The organism is Microbacterium lacus, from assembly GCF_039531105.1.
Taxonomy (GTDB): domain Bacteria; phylum Actinomycetota; class Actinomycetes; order Actinomycetales; family Microbacteriaceae; genus Microbacterium; species Microbacterium lacus.
Genome location: NZ_BAAAPK010000001.1, coordinates 770827 through 795657 on the forward strand (window position 1 = coordinate 770827; position 24831 = coordinate 795657).

Genomic DNA, 24831 nt, shown 5'->3' on the forward strand with positions numbered 1-24831 from the left:
GTGGTCGGTGGTGCCTGCGTGCCCCCGCTTCTTCACGGATGCGGAGTGTGGCGCCCAGGTTTCGGGGACAGATGAGCACTCCACCCTGACGACAAGGAAACGAGCCCTCACCCGGGCCCACGGAGGTAATCCCCTTGGCTGCTGCGATCAACGCATCTTCCACCACCACCAAGAACGGCCGCGGGGCTTCCCGTCTCTCGTTCGCCAAGATCACCGACACGCTGACGGTCCCTGACCTTCTCGCGCTGCAGACGGAGTCCTTCGACTGGCTCGTCGGCAACGACGCGTGGAAGGCGCGCGTCGCCGAGGCGCAGGCCGCCGGCCGCACCGACGTGCCCGAGGTCTCAGGCCTCGAGGAGATCTTCGAGGAGATCTCGCCGATCGAGGATCTGAGCGAGACGATGCAGCTCTCGTTCACGAACCCGTACCTGGAGCCGGAGAAGTACTCGATCGACGAGTGCAAGGAGCGCGGCAAGACCTACGCCGCCCCGCTGTACGTCGAGGCCGAGTTCATGAACCACCAGACGGGTGAGATCAAGACCCAGACGGTCTTCATGGGCGACTTCCCGCTCCAGACCGACAAGGGAACCTTCATCATCAACGGCACCGAGCGTGTCGTGGTCTCCCAGCTCGTGCGTTCGCCCGGCGTCTACTTCGACAAGACGCCCGACAAGACCAGCGACAAGGACATCGTCTCGGCACGCGTCATCCCGAGCCGCGGCGCGTGGCTCGAGTTCGAGATCGACAAGCGCGACCAGGTGGGCGTGCGCATCGACCGCAAGCGCAAGCAGTCCGTCACCGTGTTCCTGAAGGCCCTCGGCCTTTCCAGCGAGGAGATCCTCGAGGAGTTCGCCGGCTTCGACTCGATCGAGGAGACGCTGTCCAAGGACACGATCCTCACAAAGGAAGACGCGCTCCGCGACATCTACCGCAAGCTCCGTCCGGGTGAGCAGGTCGCCGCCGAGGCTGCCCGCGCGCTGCTGGACAACTTCTACTTCAACGCCAAGCGCTACGACCTGGCGAAGGTGGGCCGCTACAAGATCAACCAGAAGCTGGGTCTGGACGCGCCGCTGACCGACTCGGTGCTGACGGTTCAGGACATCGTCGCGACGATCAAGTACCTCGTGCGCCTGCACCGCGGCGACACGACGTTCGACGGCATCCGCGGCGGCAAGCCCGCCGAGATCCGCCTGGACACCGACGACATCGACAACTTCGGCAACCGTCGCATCCGCGCGGTCGGCGAGCTTATCCAGAACCAGGTCCGCACGGGGCTGTCGCGCATGGAGCGCGTCGTCCGCGAGCGCATGACCACGCAGGACATCGAGGCGATCACGCCGCAGACCCTGATCAACGTGCGCCCCGTCGTCGCCGCGATCAAGGAGTTCTTCGGGACCTCGCAGCTCTCGCAGTTCATGGACCAGAACAACCCGCTCGCGGGGCTCACGCACAAGCGTCGCCTCTCGGCGCTCGGCCCGGGTGGTCTCTCGCGTGAGCGCGCCGGTGTCGAGGTCCGTGACGTCCACCCGTCGCACTACGGCCGCATGTGCCCGATCGAGACCCCGGAAGGCCCGAACATCGGCCTGATCGGCTCGCTCGCGTCCTTCGCGCGCATCAACTCGTTCGGCTTCATCGAGACGCCGTACCGCAAGGTCGTGAACGGCAAGGTCACCGACCAGATCGACTACCTCACGGCTTCCGAGGAGAGCGACTACATCGTCGCTCAGGCCGGTGTCGAGCTGAAGGCCGACGGCCAGTTCGCCCAGGACCGCGTGCTCGCACGTCGCGGCCAGGGTGGCGAGGTCGACCTGTTCCACGCCGAGGAGATCGGCTACATGGACGTCTCGCCGCGCCAGATGGTGTCGGTCGCGACCTCGCTCATCCCGTTCCTCGAGCACGACGACGCGAACCGCGCCCTCATGGGTGCGAACATGCAGCGTCAGGCCGTACCGCTGCTGCGCTCGGAGTCCCCGGTCGTCGGCACCGGTATGGAGGGCTTCGCCGCGATCGACGCGGGCGATGTCATCACCGCCGAGAAGGCCGGTGTCGTGCTGGAGGTCTCGGCCGACGTCGTGACCCTGCAGCTCGACGAGGGCGGCACGCAGCAGTACTTCCTCCGCAAGTTCGACCGCTCCAACCAGGGCACGAGCTACAACCAGCGCGTCGTGGTCTCGGCCGGCGAGCGCGTCGAGGCGGGAGAGGTCATCGCGGATGGCCCGGCGACGGAGAACGGCGAGCTCGCGCTCGGCAAGAACCTCCTCGTCGCGTTCATGACGTGGGAAGGCCACAACTTCGAGGACGCGATCATCCTCAGCCAGGACCTGGTGAAGGACGACACCCTCTCCTCGATCCACATCGAGGAGTACGAGGTCGACTCGCGCGACACGAAGCTCGGCAAGGAGGAGATCACGCGTGATCTCCCCAACGTGAGCCCCGATCTGCTCAAGGACCTCGACGAGCGCGGCATCATCCGCATCGGCGCCGAGGTGCGTCCCGGCGACATCCTCGTCGGCAAGGTCACGCCCAAGGGCGAGACCGAGCTGTCGGCCGAGGAGCGTCTGCTCCGCGCGATCTTCAACGAGAAGAGCCGCGAGGTCCGCGACACGTCGCTGAAGGTGCCCCACGGTGAGCAGGGCACGATCATCGCGGTCAAGGAGTTCAACGCCGAGGACGGTGACGACGAGCTCGGCTCGGGCGTGAACCGTCGCGTCGTGGTCTACATCGCCCAGAAGCGCAAGATCACCGAGGGCGACAAGCTCGCCGGCCGCCACGGCAACAAGGGTGTCATCGCGAAGATCCTGCCCGTCGAGGACATGCCGTTCCTCGCGGACGGCACGCCGGTCCAGGTCATCCTGAACCCGCTCGGCATCCCTGGTCGAATGAACTTCGGTCAGGTCCTCGAGCTGCACCTCGGCTGGATCGCCCAGCAGGGCTGGAAGGTCGAAGGCAACCCGGACTGGGCGAAGAGCCTGCCGGCGCAGGCTTTCGAGGCCGCCCCCGGCACGAAGGTCGCGACCCCGGTGTTCGACGGCGCGTTCGAGGAGGAGATCGCGGGTCTGCTGGACTCCACGCTCCCCACACGCGACGGCGAGCGCCTGATCGACCGCACCGGAAAGACCCAGCTGTTCGACGGCCGCTCCGGCGAGCCGTTCCCGGCGCCCATCTCGGTCGGCTACATGTACATCCTGAAGCTGCACCACCTCGTCGACGACAAGATCCACGCACGGTCCACGGGTCCGTACTCGATGATCACGCAGCAGCCGCTGGGTGGTAAGGCGCAGTTCGGTGGACAGCGCTTCGGTGAGATGGAGGTGTGGGCCCTCGAGGCCTACGGCGCGGCGTACGCCCTCCAGGAGCTCCTCACGATCAAGTCCGACGACATCCTCGGCCGCGTGAAGGTCTACGAGGCGATCGTCAAGGGCGAGAACATCCAGGAGCCCGGCATCCCCGAGTCGTTCAAGGTCCTCATGAAGGAGATGCAGTCGCTGTGCCTGAACGTCGAGGTCCTCTCGGCCGACGGCACCGCGGTCAACCTCCGCGACACGGATGACGACGCGTTCCGCGCAGCGGAAGAGCTCGGCATCAACATCTCCAGCCGCTTCGAGTCCTCGTCGATCGACGAGATCTAAGCCGCCGGGTCCGAAACAGAATTCCCCACAGGAGAACTGAGAACTAGTGCTCGAATCAACTACTTTCGATCAGCTTCGCATCGGCCTGGCCACCGCTGACGACATCCGTCGTTGGTCCTTCGGCGAGGTCAAGAAGCCCGAGACGATCAACTACCGCACGCTCAAGCCCGAGAAGGACGGTCTCTTCGGAGAGCAGATCTTCGGGCCGTCGCGTGACTGGGAGTGTGCGTGCGGCAAGTACAAGCGCGTCCGCTTCAAGGGCATCGTGTGCGAGCGCTGCGGCGTGGAGGTCACCAAGTCCTCCGTGCGTCGCGAGCGCATGGGCCACATCGAGCTCGCCGCGCCCGTCACCCACATCTGGTACTTCAAGGGCGTCCCGTCGCGCCTGGGGTACCTCCTGGACATGGCGCCGAAGGACCTCGAGAAGGTCATCTACTTCGCCGCCTACATGGTGATCTCCGTCGACGAGGAGGCACGTCACCGTGACCTCGCGACGCAGGAGAACAACATCCGTCTCGAGCTGAAGACGCTCGGCGACCGTCGCGACTCGCGCATCGCCACGCGTCTGGCGAAGCTGGAGGAGGAACTCGCGGCGCTCGAGGAAGAGGGCGCCAAGGCCGACCAGAAGAAGAAGGTCAAGGACGCCGCCGAGAAGGACATGGCGGGTATCCGCAAGTCCTTCGACGATCAGATCATCCGCCTGGAGAAGGTGTGGGAGGACTTCCGCACGCTCGAGGTGGGCGCCCTGAAGGGCGAGGACGAGATCTTCCACGAGCTCCAGGACCGCTTCGGCCAGTACTTCGAGGCGTACATGGGCGCGGAGTCGATCAAGCGTCGCCTCGAGGCGTTCGACCTCGCCGCCGAGTCGGAGTCGCTGCGCCTGCAGATCTCCGAGGGCAAGGGCCAGCGCAAGATCCGTGCGATCAAGCGCCTGAAGGTCGTCAACTCGTTCCTGCAGACGGGCATGAGCCCGGCATCCATGGTCCTGGACGTCGTCCCGGTGATCCCGCCGGAGCTGCGCCCGATGGTGCAGCTGGACGGTGGCCGCTTCGCGACCAGCGACCTGAACGACCTGTACCGCCGCGTGATCAACCGCAACAACCGCCTCCGTCGCCTGATCGACCTCGGTGCCCCCGAGATCATCGTCAACAACGAGAAGCGGATGCTGCAGGAGGCCGTCGACGCGCTGTTCGACAACGGCCGCCGCGGTCGCCCCGTCACGGGTACCGGCAACCGGGCCCTGAAGTCCCTGAGCGACATGCTCAAGGGAAAGCAGGGACGCTTCCGCCAGAACCTGCTCGGAAAGCGCGTGGACTACTCGGGCCGTTCGGTCATCGTCGTCGGTCCGCAGCTCAAGCTGCACCAGTGCGGCCTGCCCAAGCAGATGGCGCTCGAGCTGTTCAAGCCGTTCGTGATCAAGCGCCTGATCGACCTCGGTCACTCGCAGAACATCAAGGCCGCCAAGCGCGCCGTCGAGCGCACGCGTCCCGAGGTGTGGGACGTGCTCGAGGAGATCATCCGCGAGCGCCCCGTGCTGCTGAACCGCGCGCCCACCCTGCACCGCCTCGGCATCCAGGCGTTCGAGCCGCAGCTCGTGGAGGGCAAGGCCATCCAGCTGCACCCGCTCGTGTGCGCGGCGTTCAACGCCGACTTCGACGGTGACCAGATGGCCGTGCACCTGCCGCTGTCGGTCGAGGCCCAGGCCGAGGCCCGCATCCTCATGCTCGCCTCGAACAACATCCTGAAGCCGTCGGACGGTCGCCCGGTGACCCTGCCCTCGCAGGACATGATCATCGGTCTGCACCACCTGACCACCGTGATCGAGGGCGCTGCCGGCGAGGGTCGCGCGTTCGGCTCGGTCGGCGAGGCGATCCTGGCGAAGGACGAGGGCACCCTCGACCTGCAGGCCAAGGTCCGCATCCGCATCCCGGGACTCACGTTCCTCGAGTCCGAGGGCGACACCCAGTCCTCGATCGAGGCGTACGAGCGCACCGGCCTCGTGGAGACCTCGCTCGGACAGGCGATCTTCAACGACACGCTGCCCAAGGGCTACCCGTTCGTGCGGACGCAGGCCGACAAGGGCAAGCTGTCGGAGATCGTGAACAAGCTGGCCGAGGAGTACCCCAAGGTCGAGGTCGCAGCGACGCTGGACCGCATCAAGGACGCCGGCTTCTACTGGGCCACGCGTTCGGGCGTCACCGTCGCGCTGAGCGACATCCTGACCCCGCCGGACAAGCCGGAGATCGTGGCCCGCCACGAGAAGGCCGCCGCCAAGGTGCAGTCCCAGTACGAGAAGGGCCTCACGACCGACGCCGAGCGTCGTCAGGAGCTCATCAAGATCTGGACCGAGGCGACCGACGAGGTGCAGGCCGCGATGCGGGCCAACTTCCCGCAGGAGAACACGATCAACCGCATGGTGTCCTCGGGCGCCCGTGGTAACTGGCTGCAGATCCGCAACATCGCGGGTATGCGCGGCCTCGTGAACAACCCCAAGGGTGAGATCATCCCGCGTCCGATCATCTCGTCGTACCGCGAGGGTCTGTCGGTGGCGGAGTACTTCATCGCCACGCACGGTGCCCGCAAGGGTCTGGCCGACACGGCTCTGCGTACCGCCGACTCGGGTTACCTCACGCGTCGACTCGTGGACGTCTCGCAGGACGTCATCATCCGCGAGGACGACTGCGGCACGACGAAGGGTCTCGAGCTGCCGATCGCGGCCGCCGGCTCCGACGGCGCGCTGGTCAAGGACGCGAACGTCGAGAACTCGGTGTTCTCGCGCACCCTGGCCTCGGACGCGGTCGACGCGAAGGGCAACGTCCTGGCGTCTGCCGGCGACGACGTGGGCGACGTGCTGATCAACACGCTGATCGAGGCGGGGGTGGAGAGCATCAAGGTGCGCTCGGTCCTCACGTGCGATTCGGCCGTGGGTGTCTGCGCGCAGTGCTACGGTCGCTCGCTCGCCACCGGAAAGCTCGTCGACATCGGTGAGGCCGTGGGCATCATTGCGGCGCAGTCGATCGGTGAGCCCGGTACGCAGCTCACGATGCGCACCTTCCACACGGGTGGTTCGGCCTCGGCTGATGACATCACCCAGGGTCTGCCGCGCGTGCAGGAGCTCTTCGAGGCACGTACCCCCAAGGGTGCGTCGCCGATCGCCGAGTCCGACGGTCGCATCACGATCGAGGAGAACGATCGCGCGAAGAAGGTCATCCTGACGCCCGACAACGGCGACGAGCCGATCGTCTACCCGGTGCTGCGCCGCGCGACGCTCCTGGTCGAGGACGGCCAGCACGTCACGGTCGGTCAGCCGATCCTGGTGGGCACGCTCGACCCCAAGGAGGTCATGCGTGTCATGGGCGCCCGCGAGGTGCAGCGCTACCTCGTGAACGGCGTCCAGGGCGTGTACCGCTCGCAGGGTGTGCCGATCCACGACAAGCACATCGAGGTCATCGTGCGCCAGATGCTGCGGAAGGTCACCGTGGTCGACCACGGCGAGACGACGCTGCTGCCCGGTGAGCTGGTGGACTTCAAGAAGTACCAGAGCATGAACCGCGAGGCCGTGGCCGAGGGCAAGCGCCCCGCGTCCGGTCGCCCGGAGCTCATGGGTATCACGAAGGCGTCGCTTGCGACCGAGTCGTGGCTGTCGGCGGCGTCGTTCCAGGAGACGACGCGCGTGCTGACGCAGGCCGCGATGGAGGGCAAGAGCGACCCGCTCGTGGGCCTGAAGGAGAACGTCATCATCGGAAAGCTCATCCCCGCCGGAACCGGACTTGCGAAGTATCGCAACGTCACGGTCGAGGCGACGGAGGAGGCCAAGAGCGAGCGGTACCCCAACCGCATCTTCGCTTCCGACGGTGCGTACAGCGACGCCGACCTGAGCTACGTCGACTTCGACAGCTTCTCGACGGACGACTTCACTCCCGGCACCTACAACTAGGCGCAGATCAGAAACGCCCCGGTCCTGACGGACCGGGGCGTTTCCGCGTCTTAACGTGGGAGAGGGGAGGTGGGTGTGGCGCGGATCGGTGGACGCAGCGCGTGGATCGCGTGGCCGGCGGCTCTGCTGTGCGTGGGCGTGGTCGGCGCACTCGGGTGGCTCGCGCTGCCGATGGTGCCGGTGTCGGTCGCGTGGGCCGGCGACATGCTGCGCGCCGCCACGACGCCGCAGCCGCCCAAGCCCGCCGCCAGGGGTACTCATGCGCGACGGATGCCGGTGCCCTGGTGTGCACGCGGACAACCGGCGGCCTCCTCGAGGAGCACACCCTGCGGGACGGCCTCTGGCTCGCGTCGGCCGAGAGCGACTGGCAACCCGAGGGCTACGCCGGACTCCTCGCCCATCAGGTGTGGGGTTGAATCAGCCGAAGACGCTGCCGACGATCGCGGCGGTGTAGCCGCTGGGCGCGAGGTTCGTGAAGCTCGAGTCGATCAGCACGTCGTCGCGCCAGAAGAGCGTGCGGCCCTCCGGGATCAGATCCGGCTCGCTGAACCAGGTCTTCTCGCACCGCGTCCCGCCGTCGGGCGTGTAGCACGCGTAGCCTTCCGCGAGCAGCCCGTTGAGCATGTCCAGCGCGGGTCCGCGCGACATCATCGAGATCGTCGTGCGCAGGACCGAAGCGGAAGAGGCGCCCCATACGCACACGAGGCTCCCGTCGCCCTGAACTCCGGACGCGCCGAGAGCCGGATCGTTCAGCGGAACGGCGGCCAGCTGGTCGAGCACGGCGGGTGTGAGCATCGCCCGGCAGTCCGTCGGCACGCGCGCCGCTTCGGCCGTCGGAGTCGGCGCCGGCGTCCGCGTCGCGGCCGCGGTCGGCGAGGCGGTGGGCGATGGCCCCGCGGCGTCGGGCTCGGGCACGCACGCCGTGAGGGCGAGGGCCAGAAGCAGGGCGGTTGCCGCCGCGGTCGCGGAGCGCCGGAGTGCCATGCGCCCACGAAACCACGCGCGGAGCGCTTCGCACCGCGCCACGCCCGCGAATCCCCGGCACGCCTCCCGGGAGCGGCGGCGGCTGCGGGTTACTCTCGCAGGGCAGGGACGTGCCCTGCGTGAGGAGTGCATCCGATGAGTGACTCGAAGTCGTCCTACGGCGACCCGGTCGAAGAGCCGCGTCCGGTCGATGATGTCGTCAGCAGCGCCAACGACACGATCGCAGACGCCGAGGCCGCGCGTCGCGATGCCGTCGTGACGGATGAGCCCTCGCCGTACGCAGCGCCCGCGGATGCCGCATCCGATGCCCGCTCCGACGTCGACACGGCTCGTACCCCGCGCGCCGTCCACGAGCCCCTCGTCGACGAGGACCCGTCCTTCGACAGTGCGATGTACGAAGCGCACGCCGACGACGCCACGACCGCCTCCGCGACCACCCCGGCCGCGACGAGCGCCTCGACCGTGACGGCGAGCGAGCCGGTCGCCGAGACCGCCTACGTGCCTCCCGCCGCGGATTCCGCCTACGTCGCCCCGGCCGCCGGCGCGGCGGCAGCGGGCGCTGCGGCCACGACCGCGTACGCGCCCCAGCCGATCTTCGTCCAGGCGCCCGAGTCGCCGCGCCCCCGCGGCAACCGCGGCGCGGCCGGCGCGATCGGCCTGCTGGCCGCGCTCTCGTTCGGTGTGCTCTACCTCGCGGTGTGGCTCGGCATCGGCCTGTTGAACGGCGAGGTCACGGTCGACACGATCGGCTCCGCGGCCCTCGCCGCCCTCGGCACGTTCACGCTCTGGGTGCCGGTCGTCGTCTTCTTCTTCGCCTTCTGGCTGCTCGGGGCCATCATCAACCGCGGCCGCTGGGGCGCGTGGGTGATCTTCGGTCTGCTCGTCGGTGTCGCCGCGTACGCGGGCCACATCCTCGGCGCGCTGTTCCAGGCGCCGTTCTGGATGCTCACCGCACGCGAGGGCGCCGCCGTCGTCGAGGAGCAGCTGCTCGCGCCGCTCGCGATCGCCGCGTTCATCATCGGCCGTGAGCTGACGATCTGGTTCGGATCGTGGGTCGCCAAGCGCGGCGCGAAGGTCACCGAGCTCAACATCGAGGCGCAGCGCGAGTACGAGCGCACGCTCGAGGCCGGGCCCCAGCTCACCCGCGTGTGAGATGACCGGTCCCGCGGGCGCGTCCGGCGGGCCGGTGCGCCCGGCTGTGGCGTGGGGGCTGGCGACGGTCACCTTCGTCGCCCTGCTCATCTTCGGGCTGGGGATGACGAGCCTCGTGCTGAACGCCGACATCGTCGCGACGCCGGGGCTCGGTCAGCTGCCCGGGGTCTTCGCCACGACGGCGGCGACCGCCGCGTTCGGGCTGTCGCTGTGGCTCACGCTGCGCGCCGCCCCGCCGAGCTACCTCGGAGCGCTGTGGGCGGCGATCGCCTGCGTCGTGGCCTATGTGATCGCGATCTGGCTCGGCGTTCTGGTCGCGAGTTCCGAGCTCGCCACTGCGACCGAAGTCGCGGGGCGCATCGCGACGAGCTGGTTCGGCCTGGTCGTCGCCCTCACCGGCGCCGTGGCGGCGGCTGGCGGCATCGCGCTGGCCCGCACCCGCTCGCAGCGTCCGCGGTGGCCGTGGGAGGACGAGTTCGACGAGTGAGCCGGACTCTTCACGGCGTGCTGTGCGCGGAAAGCCGCCGATCGCGCGGCGTGTCGGACTAGCGTGTATCCCGTGGAGCGGTCGCTCGAAACCCAGGTCAGTCAGGCCGTCGATGCCTGGCTGCGGTGGCTTCCGCGCTGGGAGCCGGCGACGCACCGCGGACGGGTGGCGCCGTGCCGCCGGTGCTTCGGCTCGCCCGTGCTCTCCGCGGCGGGTCTCGGCTCCGACGTCCCGCACGGCGTGCAGCACGGCCTGTCCACGCGCATCAAGACGATCGTCGATCACGCGGTGGCCGAGTACACCGCGCTGAACCTCCCGATGCTGCAGACCGAGCTCGACCACCAGGCGGCCCGCAACCGGGCGCGCACCTACCGCCCCGCCGAGGGCCTCGAGCCGGAGTTCGAGGGGCTGCCGCTGGACCCCGAGCCGCAGCCGGGCGCGCCCTTCCTGTTCACGATCTCGGGGCTCGCCGAACAGGCGGATGCCGGCATCCCGGCCCTGCCCCCGCTGAGCGACGAGGCCAAGGCGGCGCTCCGGCAGGAGGTGGGACTCGCCGACGACTACGCGAACATGATCGGCCGCGAAGTGTGCACGATCCTGCTGCACCATCGCCTGCGCATCCAGGCGGCGATCGCGCAGTACGTCGAGCCGCAGATCGAGGCGATGCTGGAGGAGCTGACCCGCTCGCTGGACGCGCCGTTCGACCCGAACGAGCCGCCCCTCCTGTGATCTCCGCCTCCATACTCGTCCGTCGGGACGCGAGGTCGGTTTTGTTAGCATGAGCGGGTTTGCAGTTGGACTGAGAACCGCGCGTGGACGCGCGGCCCGCCGGATCTGAGCGGGAGACCCCGGGGAGGCTTCGGTGGCCACACGCCTGCCTTCCGCGCCCCCGATCCTGCCGGGGCTCGCCTACATCCGCCCGCTCGGCTCCGGAGGCTTCGCCGACGTCTTCCTCTACGAACAGGACATGCCGCGTCGCGACGTCGCGGTGAAGGTCCTGCCGAGCGACGTGCGCGACCCCGATCTGCGCCGCATGTTCAACGCGGAGGCCGATGTCCTGGCCCACCTGTCCGCGCACCCCTCGATCGTCACGGTGTACCAGGCGGGGATCTCCGCCGACGGGCGGCCGTACATCGTGATGGAGTTCTGCCCCGGCTCCCTCGCGCAGCGCTACCGGCTCGAGCGCATCCCCGTTCCCGAAGTCCTCGCGATCGGCGTGAAGATGGCGAGCGCCCTCGAGGCCGCGCACCGGGCGGGCCTCGTGCACCGCGACGTGAAGCCCAGCAACATCCTCGTGACGACTTTCGGCGCGCCGGTGCTCGCCGACTTCGGCATCTCCTCGTCGCTCGCCCGTGCGACCGCCGACGAGGTCCTGGCGATGTCGATCCCGTGGAGCGCGCCGGAGGTCATCGCGGAGGACACCGCGGGAACCGTGGCGAGCGAGGTGTGGAGCCTCGGCGCGACGGTGTACTCGCTCCTGGCAGGACACAGCCCGTTCGAGCGCCGCGACCGCGCACAGAACACGAAGGAGCAGCTGCGTCGGCGGATCGCGAAGGCCTCGTACACCGAGATCGCCCGCGCCGATGTGCCGGCATCCCTGCAGCGCGTCCTCGCCCGCGCGATGAGTCGCGATCCGCGGCAGCGTCACGCGTCGGCGCTGCAGTTCGCCGAGGCGCTGCGCGACGTGCAGGCCGAGCTCGGCATCTCACCGTCCGCACTCGAGGTCGCCTCGTCCGAGTGGGCCGCTCCGGCGTCGCCGGTCGATTTCGGCGACACCGAGCTGCGCGGACCCGCCCGCAGTCGCATCGAGCGCACCGAGCGGCGCAAGCACGCACCGGGCGCCGGTGTCGCCGGGCTCGCGCGCGACGAGGACACGGATCTGACGGGAGCGGCCGGGTCCCGACCGGTCCTGCCGTGGGTGTTCGGCGCCGCGATCGGCGCGGTGGTCGTCGCGGGCGGCATCCTCACCGCGCTCTTCGCGACGGGGGTGCTCTGAGTGCGTCGGCGCACGATCGCGGGGCTCGCGGCGGCGACCGCGGCGATCGCCCTCGTGGTGGGTGTCAGTGCGGTGTGGCCGGGGCTCGACGCGCAGGAGGCCGACCGCACCGATACCGCGCTGTGGGCACTGCAGACGGCGGACGGCCGTCGCTACGCCCGGGTGAACACCGCGATCGGCGAACTCGACACCGTCCGCGAGATCAGCAACCCGAGCCAGGTCGTGCAGGCGCCGGGGGCCGCGTACGTCTTCTCCGACAGCTACTCGCGCATCACCCGCATCGACGCGGCCCTGCCGATCGACCTCGACGAGCAGACCCTGCGCTCTTCACCCGCCACGCCCGCCGGCACGACGGATGTCGTCGCCGCGGAGGACTTCGTCGCTTATCGCACCGACGCGGGGGCGGTGTTCGCAGGTCGCCTCTCGACGGGGGAGTCCACGCAACTGGATCCCTTCCCCCGTGAGGACGAGGATGCGCCGCAGTACACCGCGGACGCGATCGCCCTCGACGAGCGCGGGATGCTGTTCGCCTACTCCTCCGCGGACGGCTCGGTCCTGCGCTACGACGTGCCCGCCGCCGCGGTGCGGAGTCGCGATGAGGTCGCGGCCGAGGACTTCACGGCGCCGGCGCTGTCCGCCGCGGGCGACGCATGGGTGCTCGTGGACACCACGGACGGAGATCTGCTCGTGCGGGGGGCGGATGCCGTCACCTCGGCGCCGACGACGGGCGCGATCGTGCTCAGCCAGCCCGATCCGGACGGCACCGCCGTCCACCTCGCCGACGAGACCGCGCTCGTGCGCGTGCCCGTGGACGGGTCCGAGGTCACCGTCGAGGCCGGGGGCGGCGCCGGGGTCCTGGGGACTCCCGCGCGCCCCGTCGTGCACGACGGCGAGGTGTTCGCCGCGTGGCTGCCGCCGAGCACCGAGGGCCGCGGCGGATCCGGAATCCTGTGGAGCTCGCGCACGGGGCAGGTGCCGCTGGATTACGCCGCGGGATCGCTCGGCGACCAGCGCCGTCCGGTGTTCGTCGCGAGCGACGACGCGATCATCCTGAACGAGACGCGGTCGGGCTGGGTGTGGACCGTGCCGGACGGCGCCCTCGTGCCTTCGAGCCAGAACTGGTCGCTCGATGACCGCACCGATCCGGATGCCGCCCCGAGCCAGGAGCAGCTGAGCGTCGTGCTCGACCCCGAGCCGCCCGTGGCCGTGCCCGACGCGTTCGGCGTGCGCGCGGCGAGCCTGGTGACCCTGCCCGTGCTCATGAACGACCACGATCCGAACGAGGACGTGCTGAGCATCGATCCCGCCTCGGTCACGGGCCTGGATCCCGGATTCGGGACGCTGTCCCTCACGGACGACGCGCAGCGGCTCACGGTCGCGGTCGCGCCCGGAGCGTCGGGCAGCGCGACCTTCTCGTACGCGGTGACGGACGGCACGAGCGAAGGCGGCCTGCTGTCGCCCCCGACGACCGTCACGCTGACCGTGTCAGCGACGGATGCCGCGCCCCAGTGGTGCGGCGTCGAGGGCTGCCTCGTGCCGTGGCCGACGCCGGAGGTCGCCCGCGGCGGGACGATCTCCGTCCCGGTGCTGCCCGGCTGGGTCGACCCGGACGGCGATCCGCTGCTCCTGCTGTCGGTGTCCAACCAGTCGGGTGTCGGCACGGTCGCCGCGACTCCGACCGGCGACGTCGTCTACCAGCACAGCGACGCCGGCGCCGGCTCAGGGGAGGAGCTCATCGAGCTGGAGGTGACGGTCGCGGACACCACGGGTCAGGTCTCGACCAAGGCGCTGCTCGTGCGGGTGTCGCCGCAACCCGCGCTCGCGGTGCAGTCCTTCGCCGTGATCGACACGATCGACGCCGGGCTCACGGTCGACGTCACCCCGCACGTCACCGGCACGGCCGGGGCGGTCTCGCTCGAGTCGGTGCGTGTGCTCGACGACGCGGCCGCGAGTGCGACCGTGATCGGAGGGTCGGCATCCTTCGACTTCACCGCCCGCACCCCGGGGACGTTCCGCGTCGATTTCACCGTGACGGACGGAACGTCGCCCGCGACGGGAACGGCGCGCATCACGATCCTCCCGTCCGACGCGCCGCCCGAGTTGGCGACCTCGCCGGTCGTCGCGTTCGTGCACCCGCAGGAGGACGCCACGCTCGACGTGTTCGCCGCGGTCGCCAACCCGACGCGGCGCGTGCTGCTGCTGAGCGACGTCGAGGGCCACGCGGATGCCGGAGCATCGCTCTCCGTCGACGCGGTGGGGCAGAACCACCTCAGGGTGTCCGGAACGACCGCCTCCGGCGCCGCCGGGCGGCTCGGCACCGTGAGCTACACCGTCAGCGACGGCACGGACGATCAGGGCGCGAGCGTGCGCGGCGAGGCGACCGTGTACCTGCTGCCGCCGGCCCCCGAGCTCGCCCCGATCGCGGTGGATGACACCGTGGTGGTCCGGGCGGGGTCGCAGGTGGACATCCCGGTGCTGGAGAACGACATCGCCCCTGCGGGCGGTCAGCCGATCCTGAACCCCGCGGCGGTGACCTCCTCCACCCCCGATGCGCTCGCGTTCGCGGGCGGTGACGTGGTGCGCTACCTCGCGCCCACCGAGCCGGGCTCCTACACGGTCGAGTACTCGGTGTACACGACGGGGGCGCCCGCCCTCGCGGACACCGCGACGATCCGCGTGCAGGTTCTGCCCGCGGAGTCGAACCGCGCGCCGGTGCCCGAGCGGCTGGAGGGCCGCGTCCTCAGCGGCCAGTCCACCGTGGTCGCGTTCGATGGATTCGGGATGGATCCCGACGGCGATGTGGTGAGCCTGGATCGCATCGTCGCTCAGCCCGAGATCGGGGCGGCGACGATCTCGGCCGACGGCGCGTCGATCGTGTACACGAGCGTCGCGGGCCATCGCGGACAGGTGAGCTTCCGGTACCGGGTCGTGGACGCCGCGGGGGCCGCGGGGGAGGGCGTGGTGCGCATCGGCGTGCTGGACGCGCAGTCCAACCCGAGCCCGGTCACATACACCGACTACGTGCAGGTGCAGGCCGGCGCGTCCCGTTCCATCCGGGTGAGTCCGCTCGCGAACGACGTGGATCCGACGCGCGGCACCCTGAGCGTCACGGGCGTCCGCCCGGACGTGCCGGTCTCGCTCGCCGACGGCTCCGAGAACCCCGAGTACGCCCGCCTCGCCGGCCTCGTGACCTCCACGGGCGAGCGGACGGTCCTCATCCAGGCGGGCACCGAGCCCGGGACGATGTCGTTCCTGTACGACGTGGAATCCAGTTCGGGCAACACCGGCCGGGGCCTGATCGTCGTCCGCGTCGTCCGGGAGGCGGTGCCGGACTACCCCCTGATCGAGGACACCGTCCTCACGGCCGAGACGCGCGAGGACTTCCAGGCCGGTGTGGACGTGCTGAGCGGGCGTGCGACGTGGTCCGGGGGAGATGTCGACGACCTCGAGGTGAGCCTGTGGGGGGAGCCGTCGGGAGTGAGCGTGCGCGGACGCGAACTGCGCGGCCCGCTGCCCGAGAGCACCCGGCTCATCCCGTTCGCCGTGACCGGCGAGGGCCCCGACAGCCCGGTCACGACGTACGCGTTCCTGCGGGTGCCCGGCTCGGACGACCTCTCGCTCGCGCTCCGCGCGAGCGCCGCGCCGCCGCAGGTCACCGAACTGCAATCCGTCGCGTTCGACATGGCCGCGATCGTCGCGGCACCCCGGGGCAGCACGCTGGAGGTCGGGCCCGACGTCCGTGCGTCCGGCGCCCGCCCGCAGGCGACGTGCGCGGTCGAGTCCGGGACGATCATCCGCTACGACTCCGGGTCCGGCGCGCCGTGGACGGATGCGTGCCAGGTGCCGGTGCGGATCTCGGGGCAGGACGAATGGACGTACCTGTCCGTGCCGATCATCATCAACGCACTCGACCCCCAGCCGGTGCTGCGGGCGGGGTCGATGACGGTCGGTCCGGGCGAGACGGCGACGTTCGACCTGCGCAACATGACCACCTGGCAGCTGCGGGAGGACTGGAGCGGCATCCGCTACGGGGTGGACTACGCCGGTTCCGCGTTCGAGGTCGCGCTGGAGGGATCCCTCGTGACCGTGACCGGCGCGGATCGCGCCGTGCCCGGAGCGGAGGACGCCGCGGTGGTCTCGGTGACCAGTCACGCCGCCGTCGCGCCGGTGCGCCTCATCCTCCGGGTCGGGGCCGCGCCGTCGACGCTGCCGCGCGGCGGCGCGGTGACGCAGCAGTGCTCGCAAGCGGCGGGGTCCTCGTGCACGATCGCGGTGATCGGCGCCTCCGGCGAGGTCAACCCGCTGCCGCGCACGCCGCTCACCGTGATCGACGCCCGCACGAGCGGCGCGTGCGTCGGCGTGAGCGTCCAGGTCGCCTCGCCGACGTCCGTGGTCGCGTCGTGGTCCGAGGACGCGCCGGGCGCCACGTGCTCCGCGACCTTCTCGGTGCAGGACGCGCAGGGACGGCGCACGAACGCCGAACGCGACGGACGCATCCTGCTCGACCTGCAGGGCTTCCCGAAGACGCCCGCGAGCGTGTCGCAGGCGGCCTTCGGCGACGGGTCGGTCACGCTCCGCGTCGACCCGGGCCAGGCGCGGCAGGCCTACCCGGGGCTCAGCGGCTTCGTGATCCGCTCGAACGGCCAGGAGGTCGCGCAGTGTGCGCCCGACGGCACATGTCCGCCGATCGCCGCGCCCAACGGCGAGCGCCGCACGTACGAGGCGCTCGCCCGCAACGCGGTCGGTCTCTCCCGTGGCAGCGTGCAGACCGTCGCGTGGGCCTACCAGGCGCCCGGTGCGCCGAGCGGGGTCCAGGTCGCCCCCGTCCTCACGTCGGGCGCGGGCGGTGTGGTGTCGCTGCGGATCGCCGGGATCGATCCCGAGCGCACCGGAACGCTGCAGATCACGAGTCCCGCGGGGGAGACCCAGAACGTATCGGTGCGGCGTGGTCAGACCGAACTCGAGGTGCGGGAGTACCGCGTCGGAGCGAACACCGCCGGTCCCATCACGATCACGCCGTTCTCGCGCTTCGACCTGCCCCCCGGTCTCGGGGGGAGCCCCTCGGGCGCTGCGGTCACGGTGACCGGCAACGGCATCGGCGCGCCGCTGAACCCGACGCTCACCCTCACATCGAGCTCCAACGGCGACGGCACCTCGACGGTGACCGCCCGCGGGGTCGCGAGCCTGAACGGCGACGGCTCGGAGCTGCGCTACGGGATCGTCCGCGAGGGCCAGCGGTGCACGCCGACGGCGGGCGGCGACACCGCGACGTTCGCCGGACTCGCCGACGGAGACGAATACGCCTTCACGCTGTGCGCCGACTCGTTCTTCGACGGCCGCTCGTACGGCACGGCATCCGTCACGCAGACCGTGCGGGCGCAGCAGACCGGTCGGGCGCCGCAGGGCTACACGTTCGTCGTCGACGCGTCACCGAACGTCGGCGGGGGCCGAGCCGATTGGATCGTCCGCGCGCAGCCCGAATCGACCGAGCGGGTTCCCAACCGCAACCGCGTCGAGATATCGGGGATGCCGAGCACGGTGTTCGGGCGCGACCCGGGTATCCAGGTGCGCTACGTCCACGAGATCTGGGGCACCGCGACCGCATGGGCGACAGCCACGCCGCGCGCGGGCAGTGCGCCGTACCAGGTGCAGGCGAGCTGGAGCGTGCAGCGCTGCGTCGGCGGCTCCGATCTCGTGCCGGCGGGCGACTCCTCGACGGCGCCCTCCGGAGCCAAGGCCGCGATCACGTTCGGCAACGCCGGGCTCCGCTTCTACGACGCCGCCGGCGCGGTCCTGCCCCGGACGCCGGATACGTGGGCGGTGCCGGTCGGCGCGGTCCGCGTGGAGGGCGTCTCCGTATCGGTCGACTGGAGCGCCCAAGGCTGGGGCCTGAACGGTGCGAGCACCGAGTTCTCGGCATCCTGCGACCCCGGCACGCCCCCGACCCCCTGACCCCCCCCCGAGAGCGGAGACCGCATGAGCATCACGCAGGAGCAGGCGACCTGGTTCGCGCAGACGTTCGGCCAGATCGCCGACAACGTCGAGCGCGCCGTGCTCGGCAAGAGGCACGTCGTCGAACTCGTGCTCACCGCGATGCTCAGCGACGGGCACGTGCTCCTGGAGGACGTGCCGGGAACCGGCAAGACCTCGCTCGCCCGGGCGATCGCGCAGTCGGTGCAGGGGACGAACACCCGCATCCAGTTCACCCCCGACCTGCTGCCGGGCGACATCACCGGCATCACGGTGTACGACCAGAAGACCGGGGCGTTCGAGTTCCACGCGGGGCCCGTGTTCGCCAACATCGTGCTCGCCGACGAGATCAATCGCGCGAGCCCGAAGACGCAGGCCGCCCTCCTGGAGGTCATGGAGGAGGGCAGGGTCACGATCGACGGCATCACGCGGCCGGTCGGCTCCCCGTTCCTCGTGCTCGCGACGCAGAACCCCGTCGAGCAGGCAGGGACCTACCGCCTTCCCGAGGCGCAACTGGACCGCTTCATGATGCGCACGTCGCTCGGATACCCCGATCACGCGGCCACCGTGCGGATCCTCGACGGTGCGGCCGTCGCGACGGCGGAGCTCACGCCGGTGCTGAATCCGCAGACCATGGCGGGCATGGCCGACCTCGCGGCGACCGTGTACGTCGACGCGCTCGTGCTCGACTACATCGCCCGACTCGTGGACGGCACGCGCTCGGCCGACGACGTGCGCCTGGGGGTCAGCATCCGCGGCGCCCTCGCCCTCACGAAGGCGACCCGCACGCGCGCCGCGTCGCAAGGGCGCACGTACGCGACCCCCGATGACGTGAAGGCGCTCGCCGTCGCCGTGCTCTCGCACCGTCTCATCCTGCACCCCGAGGCGGAGTTCGACGGCGTGACCGCCGAGGCCGTCGTCGGGCAGGTCCTGCTGGATGTCGCCCCGCCGACCCGCCGCGAGACCGTATGAGCCCGACCGATCCGCGACTGACCCGCACCGCCGCCGTCTCCGCGGCGGCGACGGGCGTGCCCGGCACGACGACCCAGCGCACGAGCACGCCGCGCGCGCGGGGACTCGTGCGGGCCGTCATGGGGGCGACGCGGATCCGGCGCGCCGCGGCGGCGGGCCTGAGGGCAGCCGCGGCCTGGAGCGCACGCACGGTGCGCCCGGCCGGGGCCCTCGTCGTGATCGTCGCGACCGCGGGACTGGGTCTCGGTCTGGTGTTCGGCTGGGTGGAATGGATGGTCGCCGGTGCGATCGCCGTCGGGCTCATCCTCATGAGCGTGCCGTTCCTGTTCGGGGCGCGGGCGTACGACGTCGCCCTCACGCTCGCGCACGAGCGCGTCGTCGCCGGCGACGGCATCTCGGGCGAGATCGTCGTGCGCAACGACGGGCGGCGCACGACGCTGCCGGGGAGCCTGGACATCCCGGTCGGGGCGGGGCTGGTCGAGTTCGGCGTCCCGCTGCTGCGGCCCGGGAGCCGTATCGCGCAGCCGCTGGAGATCCCCGCGCTGCGGCGCGGGATCGTCACGGTAGGCCCCGCGACGACGGTGCGCAGCGACCCGATCGGGCTCCTGCGCCGCGAGCACGCGTTCGAGGACGTGCACGAGCTGTACGTGCACCCCCGGACGGTCGTCCTCCCCTCCACGAGCGCCGGCCTGATCCGCGATCTCGAGGGCAGCCCGACGCGCCGCCTCGTGGATGCCGACATGTCCTTCCACGCGATCCGTGAGTACGCGCCCGGCGACTCGCAGCGGCAGGTGCACTGGAAATCCACCGCGAAGACGGGCCGGCTCATGGTGCGCCAGTACGAGGAGACGCGACGATCGCGGATGGCGGTCGTGCTGTCGGCGGCGCGCGAGGAGTACGCCGACGCGGACGAGTTCGAACTCGCGGTCGGGGCTGCCGCCTCGCTCGGCCTGCGCGCGGTGCACGACGCGCGGGACGTCGCTGTCGTGACCGGTGCCGAGATCCCCCGGGCCGTGCGCGGCCGGCTGCGCGCGATCCACCACATCCCCGCGCGCTCCCGCCGCACCCTGCTCGACGGCTTCAGCGCGGTCGAGCTCCTGGAGGACACGATGCCCGTCGGCGAGGTCTGCCGCCTGGCCGCGGAGGAGAACGAACGCCTTTCGGTCGCTTTCGTCGTCGCCGGCTCCCCCGTGCCGCTTCCGCGACTGCGTCAGGCGGCGCTCGCGTTCAGCGGAGACACTGCGGTCGTCGCGGTCGTGTGCGATGAGCGTGCCCACCCCCGCATGCGGGCGCTGCCGGGACTCACGGTCCTCACGATCGGCACTCTCGACGATCTGTCCGGCCTCCTCGCGCGGGGAGCGGCCTCGTGAGCACCGAACGGCCCGAACGCGGCAGGGTCCTCGTCCCGCGCATCGTCGCGGGCACGCTCTTCGTCGCGGTGGGCGTCGTGATCGCCGCCGTCGCCGCGTGGCCGATCTACCGCGATCCGGCTTTCGTGCTCCTGGTCGGCGCGTCCTCGCTCACGGCGGCCGGCATCGCCGCGCTCGCCGCCGCGCGCGGCTGGGGCGGGTGGTCGGTGGCCGCGCTCCTGCTCGGCGCGTTCGTCGTGCTCGGCATCCCGCTCGCCGTGCCCACCCGTCTCGGCAGCGTGCCCGATGCGGCCCGCGGACTCGCCGATCTGGGCCTCGGCGTTCTGTTCGCCTGGAAGGACCTCCTCACGGTCGACCTGCCCGTCGGCACGTACCGCAATCTCCTGGTGCCGGCGCTGATCGTCTTCCTCGTCGGCACGTGCGTCGCCCTTCTCCTGTCCTGGAGCGCCGGTCGATCGGCGTACGCCGCGGTGGCCGTCGTGGGCGCGATGATCTCGTTCGGGCTGTTCTTCGGCCGCCCGACCGTGAGCGCGCCGCTCGTGCTCGGGCCGCTGCGCCTTCCCGCGCCGGTCGAGACGGCCCTCGGGGTCGCAGGTCTCGTGGCCGCGCTCGGGTGGCTCGCGTGGCGCAGCCGTGATGAACGCGTGCGAGCGCTGCGCCGCGCCGCCGATTCCAGCGGCGTGCGCCTCTCGCGTCGGCCGTCGCTCGCGGACCGCCGCCGCTTCGCGCTCGGAGCGGGCATGCTCGTGGTCGCGGTGACGGCATCGGCGCTCGTCGTACCGTTCGCGGCGCAGGGTGCCTCCCGAGAGGTGCTGCGTGCGGGGGCGGGTCCCGAACTCGCGATCGCCGCGGCGGTGAGTCCGCTCGCCGAGTACCGCGGGCTGTTCCGCGACGATCGCGCGGAGGACGTGCTGTTCACCGTGACCTCCGACGGCGTCCTGCCCGAGCGCGTGCGCCTGGCAACGCTGGACAGCTACGACGGGGAGCTCTACCGCACCGCAGGCGCGGGTGCGTCTTCGCCGTTCGTGCGCGTGCCCGCCACGCGCGACGCCGGCGAGGGCACCCCGTCCCGGACGCGGATCGAGATCGGAGAGCTCGACGGGATCTGGATGCCGAGCATCGGCCGGCTCGTGTCGGCCGAGTTCGAGGGTCCCCGGGCGGCGCAGCTCGCGGACCGCTTCTACTACCGTGCGGATGCCGGCGCCGCGGTGCAGACCGTGCCGGGCGGCTGGGTCGCCGGCGACGCCTACGCGCTGACCGGTGTCACTCCGCCGGCGGCGGATCTCGCTCTCGCGGAGGCGCCGGGCGGGCCCGTCGCCGAAGTCGCCGCCCCGGAGAGCCTGCGCACCTGGGTGCAGGAGCACGCGTCGGGCTCGGGCGGGGCCGCGCTCGAGGGGCTGGTGCGTCTGCTGCGCGAGCGCGGCTACCTGAGTCACGCGCTCGAGATCGACGAGGGCCGGCCGCCCGCGTGGATGCAGGCGCTCCCCGACTACCGCTTCCAGCCGAGCACGGCGGGCCACTCCCTCGCCCGTGTCGACGCGATGTTCGCGCGGCTGCTCGAGCGCGAAGCCGACCCCCGGGCGCGCGCGAACGACAACTACGTCGCCGCGGTGGGCGACGACGAGCAGTTCGCGACCGCGACGGCCCTGATCGCGAACGAGCTCGGATTCCCGGCGCGCGTGGTGGTCGGTGCGCGACTGCAGAGCGCGGATCCGCAGCTGTCGACGTGCGAGGCGGGGGTGTGCCGCGCGGAGGACGTCGCCGTCTGGACGGAGGTGCTCACCGCCCGGGGTGAGTGGGTGCCGATCGATGCGACCCCGCAGTACGCGCAATCGCCGAGCCTCGAGGTCACCGAGCAGCGCAACCCCGAGAACGTCACGGAGGTGCGGCCCGACCCCGTCGAGGACGTGCTGCCGCCGGATCCCGTGCAGGAGGACACCGGATCCGATGAGGCCGCCGACGAGCCGGCGGGGCTGGACCTCGCATGGCTGTGGCCGGTGCTGCGCGTGGGCGGGATCGTGCTGCTCGCTCTGCTCCTCGTGCTGGGTCCGTTCGCGGTGATCCTCGCGGCGAAGGCGAGCCGCCGTCGCGGCCGCCGCACGCAGGGTTCGCCCGCTATGCGGATCGCCGGCGGGTGGGACGAGTACGTCGACGCCGTCGTGGACACCGGGCACGACGCGCCCGGTGATCTCACGCGCACCGAGCTCGCGAGCGGGGTGTCGGGGGCGGCGGGGCTCGCGCTGGCGACGGATGCCGACCGCGCGGTCTTCTCCGACGAGACGCTCACCGATGACGACGCGGCGGCCTACTGGCGGCTCGTGGACGCCCGGCGGCGGGAGCTGCGCCGCGGGCGTGGTTTCTGGCGCGGGACCTGGGCGACCGTATCGTTGAGATCATTCGTCCGCCACCTGGCGCCCTCGGGCTCCCGGTCGCGCAGGTCCGAAAGGGGGAAGCGCCGGTCCGTCAGGCCGCTGCGCGTCACGTCATGAGTACCGCCGACGACTCCACGGGCATCGCCTTCGGGCTGATCACCGCCCTCCTGTCCCTCGCGCTGTACATCTGGACCGCGCTGGCGCTGTCCGCGGTGTTCCGCAAGTCCGGCGAGGAGGCCTGGAAGGCGTGGGTGCCGTTCCTGAACCTCGCGGTGCTGCTGCGCCTGGGCGGGATGTCACCGTGGTTCCTCCTGCTCCTGATCGTCCCCGTCGTCGGTCAGCTCGCCGTGTGGGTGGTCATCGTGATCGCGTGCTTCCGGGTGAACGTCGCGTTCGGGCACGGTACGGGGCTCACGGTCGTCGCGGCGCTGCTCTTCCCGGTGTGGGCCTCGATCCTGGGGTTCGGTCCCGCCCGGTGGCTCGGCTCCGACCGCCCTCCCGCGCACGGCCCGCGCCGGAGCGGCGTCGCCGACGCCGCGGCGGACGGCCCCGCGTACCGCCACGACGGGGCGCCCGCCTACACGCCGCTGCTGGATGCCGCGCCCAGGTCGTCGGGCTTCGAGGACCTCGGGCTCGGTGACGATGGCGATCGCAGCGTCCCGTCTGCGCCCGCGGTCGCCGCCCCGCCCTCGTCCTGGGCGGCGTGGGCGCCCGAAGTGACGGGGGAGGTCACCGGCGCCGAGGCCGACGCCCCCGCTCCGATCTCGGCGGTGCCGGTGCGGCCGGCATCCGCAGAGCCGCCGCTCACCCCGCCGATGACGCTCCCCTCGGCAGGCGACGCACCGGCCACGACGCGACCGCCGGTCGCGCGGGTCCCCGTGGGTCCGGAGCAGGACGACGAGCCGTGGGCCCCCGCCCGCTCGCCGCTGCCCGATCCCGGCGCCGTTTCCGAGACGTCGGCCGAGGTCTCGGCGATCGCAGCCGGTCCGGAGTCGCCGCGTTCCGCGCGCGCGGCCGTCTCCGCCCAGCACGCGCGCCCGGCGCTGCCCGACGATCCGATCGACGAGACGATCATCACGCGACGACGGCGCACGGCGTGGGAGCTGCTCCCTCCGGGCGGTGCTCCTATCCCGCTGACCTCCGAGACCGTGATCCTCGGGCGCAAGCCCGTGCCCGACCGCTCGCGTCCGAAGGCGCAGCTCGTGTCGATTCCCGACGGCACGGTCTCCAAGACCCACGCCCTCCTGGTCCTCCGCGACGACCACTGGTACGTGACCGACCTCGGCTCGACGAACGGCGTGCTCTTCGCGACCGTGATGGGCACCGAGGTCGAAGCGCCCGCGGGTGAGGAGATGGAGGCGGGTGAGCGCTTCTACCTCGGGGATGCCGAGATCCGGCTGCGGCGGACCGACGGATGACCGAACCCGACCCCCTCGAGGAGGACACGGTCCTCGCCGAGCGCACGAGAAGAGCTGCGCGTCGGGACCCCCCGCCGGAGGACACCGTCGACGGTTCGACGATGGTCGCCCGGCGCGAATCGCGCCGGCGCGGTGAGCGTCGGGCTTCGCCCCCCGAGCCCGTGGCACCCGTCCAGCCGATGCCCGCCGAGCGCGCTCCGACCGCTCCCGCCGACACGTATCGCGCCCGCGCCGCCGCGCCCGTGATCTCGGCCCGCACACCTCCGCCCTTCACGGTCCCGCAGGCCCCTGTCGACGGGCATGGGATGGCGTCGGTGCGCCGGCGCGCGGGGCGCAGAACCGCGATGATCGTGGTCGTCTCGGCATCCGCTCTCGCCGTGATCGCCGCCGCGTCGCTCCTGCTGATCGCCCTCTCTCCGTGGTAGTCGCCCGCGTTTGACCGCCCCCTCCCGCAGCGCGTATCATTGGAGGGTGTGCGCTCGCGCGCGCTTCGTGCTGTGCCTCGGCCCGGCGGGAGGACGACGGACGCCGCATCTTCGGGAAT

The 24831-nt window shown here is 71.3% G+C and carries 14 protein-coding genes; 13 read left to right on the forward strand and 1 reads right to left on the reverse strand.

What is annotated here, in order from left to right; translation table 11 throughout:
- Positions 1–134: 134 nt before the first annotated feature.
- The 3 genes from rpoB (at position 135) to ABD197_RS03705 (ending at position 7982) form a co-directional block, all read left to right on the forward strand.
- Positions 135–3629 (forward strand): DNA-directed RNA polymerase subunit beta, encoded by a 3495-nt coding sequence (rpoB, locus tag ABD197_RS03695; RefSeq protein WP_344051719.1) that lies wholly within the window; start codon positions 135–137, stop codon positions 3627–3629.
- A gap of 46 nt (positions 3630–3675) precedes the next feature.
- Positions 3676–7566, forward strand: a complete 3891-nt coding sequence (locus tag ABD197_RS03700; RefSeq protein ID WP_344051721.1) for a DNA-directed RNA polymerase subunit beta' — start codon at positions 3676–3678, stop codon at positions 7564–7566.
- A gap of 155 nt (positions 7567–7721) precedes the next feature.
- Positions 7722–7982 (forward strand): hypothetical protein, encoded by a 261-nt coding sequence (locus tag ABD197_RS03705; protein ID WP_344051723.1) that lies wholly within the window; start codon positions 7722–7724, stop codon positions 7980–7982.
- 1 nt (position 7983) lies between these two features.
- Here the strand turns inward: ABD197_RS03705 and ABD197_RS03710 are convergent, their stop codons facing one another.
- Positions 7984–8550 carry a hypothetical protein gene (locus ABD197_RS03710; protein WP_344051725.1) on the reverse strand — a complete coding sequence of 189 codons (567 nt, stop codon included), beginning with the start codon at positions 8548–8550 and terminating at the stop codon, positions 7984–7986.
- Between the two features lie 135 nt (positions 8551–8685).
- On the opposite strand from ABD197_RS03710, the gene ABD197_RS03715 reads away from it, so the two are divergent.
- From ABD197_RS03715 to ABD197_RS03760, 10 genes are all read left to right on the forward strand, one after another.
- Complete coding sequence (locus ABD197_RS03715) at positions 8686–9702, forward strand: ABC transporter (protein WP_344051727.1); 1017 nt, start codon at positions 8686–8688, stop codon at positions 9700–9702.
- 1 nt (position 9703) lies between these two features.
- Positions 9704–10189, forward strand: coding sequence for a hypothetical protein (locus ABD197_RS03720; protein WP_344051729.1), 486 nt, complete (start codon positions 9704–9706; stop codon positions 10187–10189).
- Positions 10190–10261: 72 nt separating this feature from the next.
- Entirely contained in the window at positions 10262–10918 is a 657-nt protein-coding gene (locus tag ABD197_RS03725) for a spermidine/putrescine ABC transporter substrate-binding protein (protein WP_344051731.1), read from the forward strand.
- A 133-nt stretch (positions 10919–11051) separates the two neighbouring features.
- Positions 11052–12185 carry a serine/threonine-protein kinase gene (locus tag ABD197_RS03730; protein WP_344051733.1) on the forward strand — a complete coding sequence of 378 codons (1134 nt, stop codon included), beginning with the start codon at positions 11052–11054 and terminating at the stop codon, positions 12183–12185.
- Positions 12186–18137 (forward strand): Ig-like domain-containing protein, encoded by a 5952-nt coding sequence (locus ABD197_RS03735; protein WP_344051735.1) that lies wholly within the window; start codon positions 12186–12188, stop codon positions 18135–18137. It abuts the gene before it with no gap.
- Positions 18138–18161: 24 nt separating this feature from the next.
- Positions 18162–19127, forward strand: a complete 966-nt coding sequence (locus ABD197_RS03740; RefSeq protein ID WP_344051737.1) for an AAA family ATPase — start codon at positions 18162–18164, stop codon at positions 19125–19127.
- Positions 19124–20497, forward strand: coding sequence for a DUF58 domain-containing protein (locus ABD197_RS03745; RefSeq protein ID WP_344051739.1), 1374 nt, complete (start codon positions 19124–19126; stop codon positions 20495–20497). Before ABD197_RS03740 ends, ABD197_RS03745 begins: the two co-directional genes overlap by 4 nt.
- On the forward strand, positions 20494–22986 hold the full coding sequence (locus ABD197_RS03750) for a transglutaminase domain-containing protein (RefSeq protein WP_344051741.1): 2493 nt from the start codon (positions 20494–20496) through the stop codon (positions 22984–22986). Before ABD197_RS03745 ends, ABD197_RS03750 begins: the two co-directional genes overlap by 4 nt.
- Positions 22983–24287, forward strand: coding sequence for a DUF5684 domain-containing protein (locus tag ABD197_RS03755; protein WP_344051743.1), 1305 nt, complete (start codon positions 22983–22985; stop codon positions 24285–24287). Before ABD197_RS03750 ends, ABD197_RS03755 begins: the two co-directional genes overlap by 4 nt.
- Positions 24284–24712 (forward strand): hypothetical protein, encoded by a 429-nt coding sequence (locus tag ABD197_RS03760; protein ID WP_344051745.1) that lies wholly within the window; start codon positions 24284–24286, stop codon positions 24710–24712. The genes ABD197_RS03755 and ABD197_RS03760 overlap by 4 nt, the downstream gene beginning before the upstream one ends.
- Positions 24713–24831: the final 119 nt, after the last annotated feature.

Coding starts and splice junctions, on each gene's coding strand:
- ABD197_RS03710 (WP_344051725.1), bottom strand. CDS start 8,550: ATGGCACTCCGGCGCTCCGCGACCGCGGCGGCAACCGCCCTGCTTCTG.
- ABD197_RS03715 (WP_344051727.1), top strand. CDS start 8,686: ATGAGTGACTCGAAGTCGTCCTACGGCGACCCGGTCGAAGAGCCGCGT.
- ABD197_RS03720 (WP_344051729.1), top strand. CDS start 9,704: ATGACCGGTCCCGCGGGCGCGTCCGGCGGGCCGGTGCGCCCGGCTGTG.
- ABD197_RS03740 (WP_344051737.1), top strand. CDS start 18,162: ATGAGCATCACGCAGGAGCAGGCGACCTGGTTCGCGCAGACGTTCGGC.
- ABD197_RS03745 (WP_344051739.1), top strand. CDS start 19,124: ATGAGCCCGACCGATCCGCGACTGACCCGCACCGCCGCCGTCTCCGCG.
- ABD197_RS03755 (WP_344051743.1), top strand. CDS start 22,983: ATGAGTACCGCCGACGACTCCACGGGCATCGCCTTCGGGCTGATCACC.
- ABD197_RS03760 (WP_344051745.1), top strand. CDS start 24,284: ATGACCGAACCCGACCCCCTCGAGGAGGACACGGTCCTCGCCGAGCGC.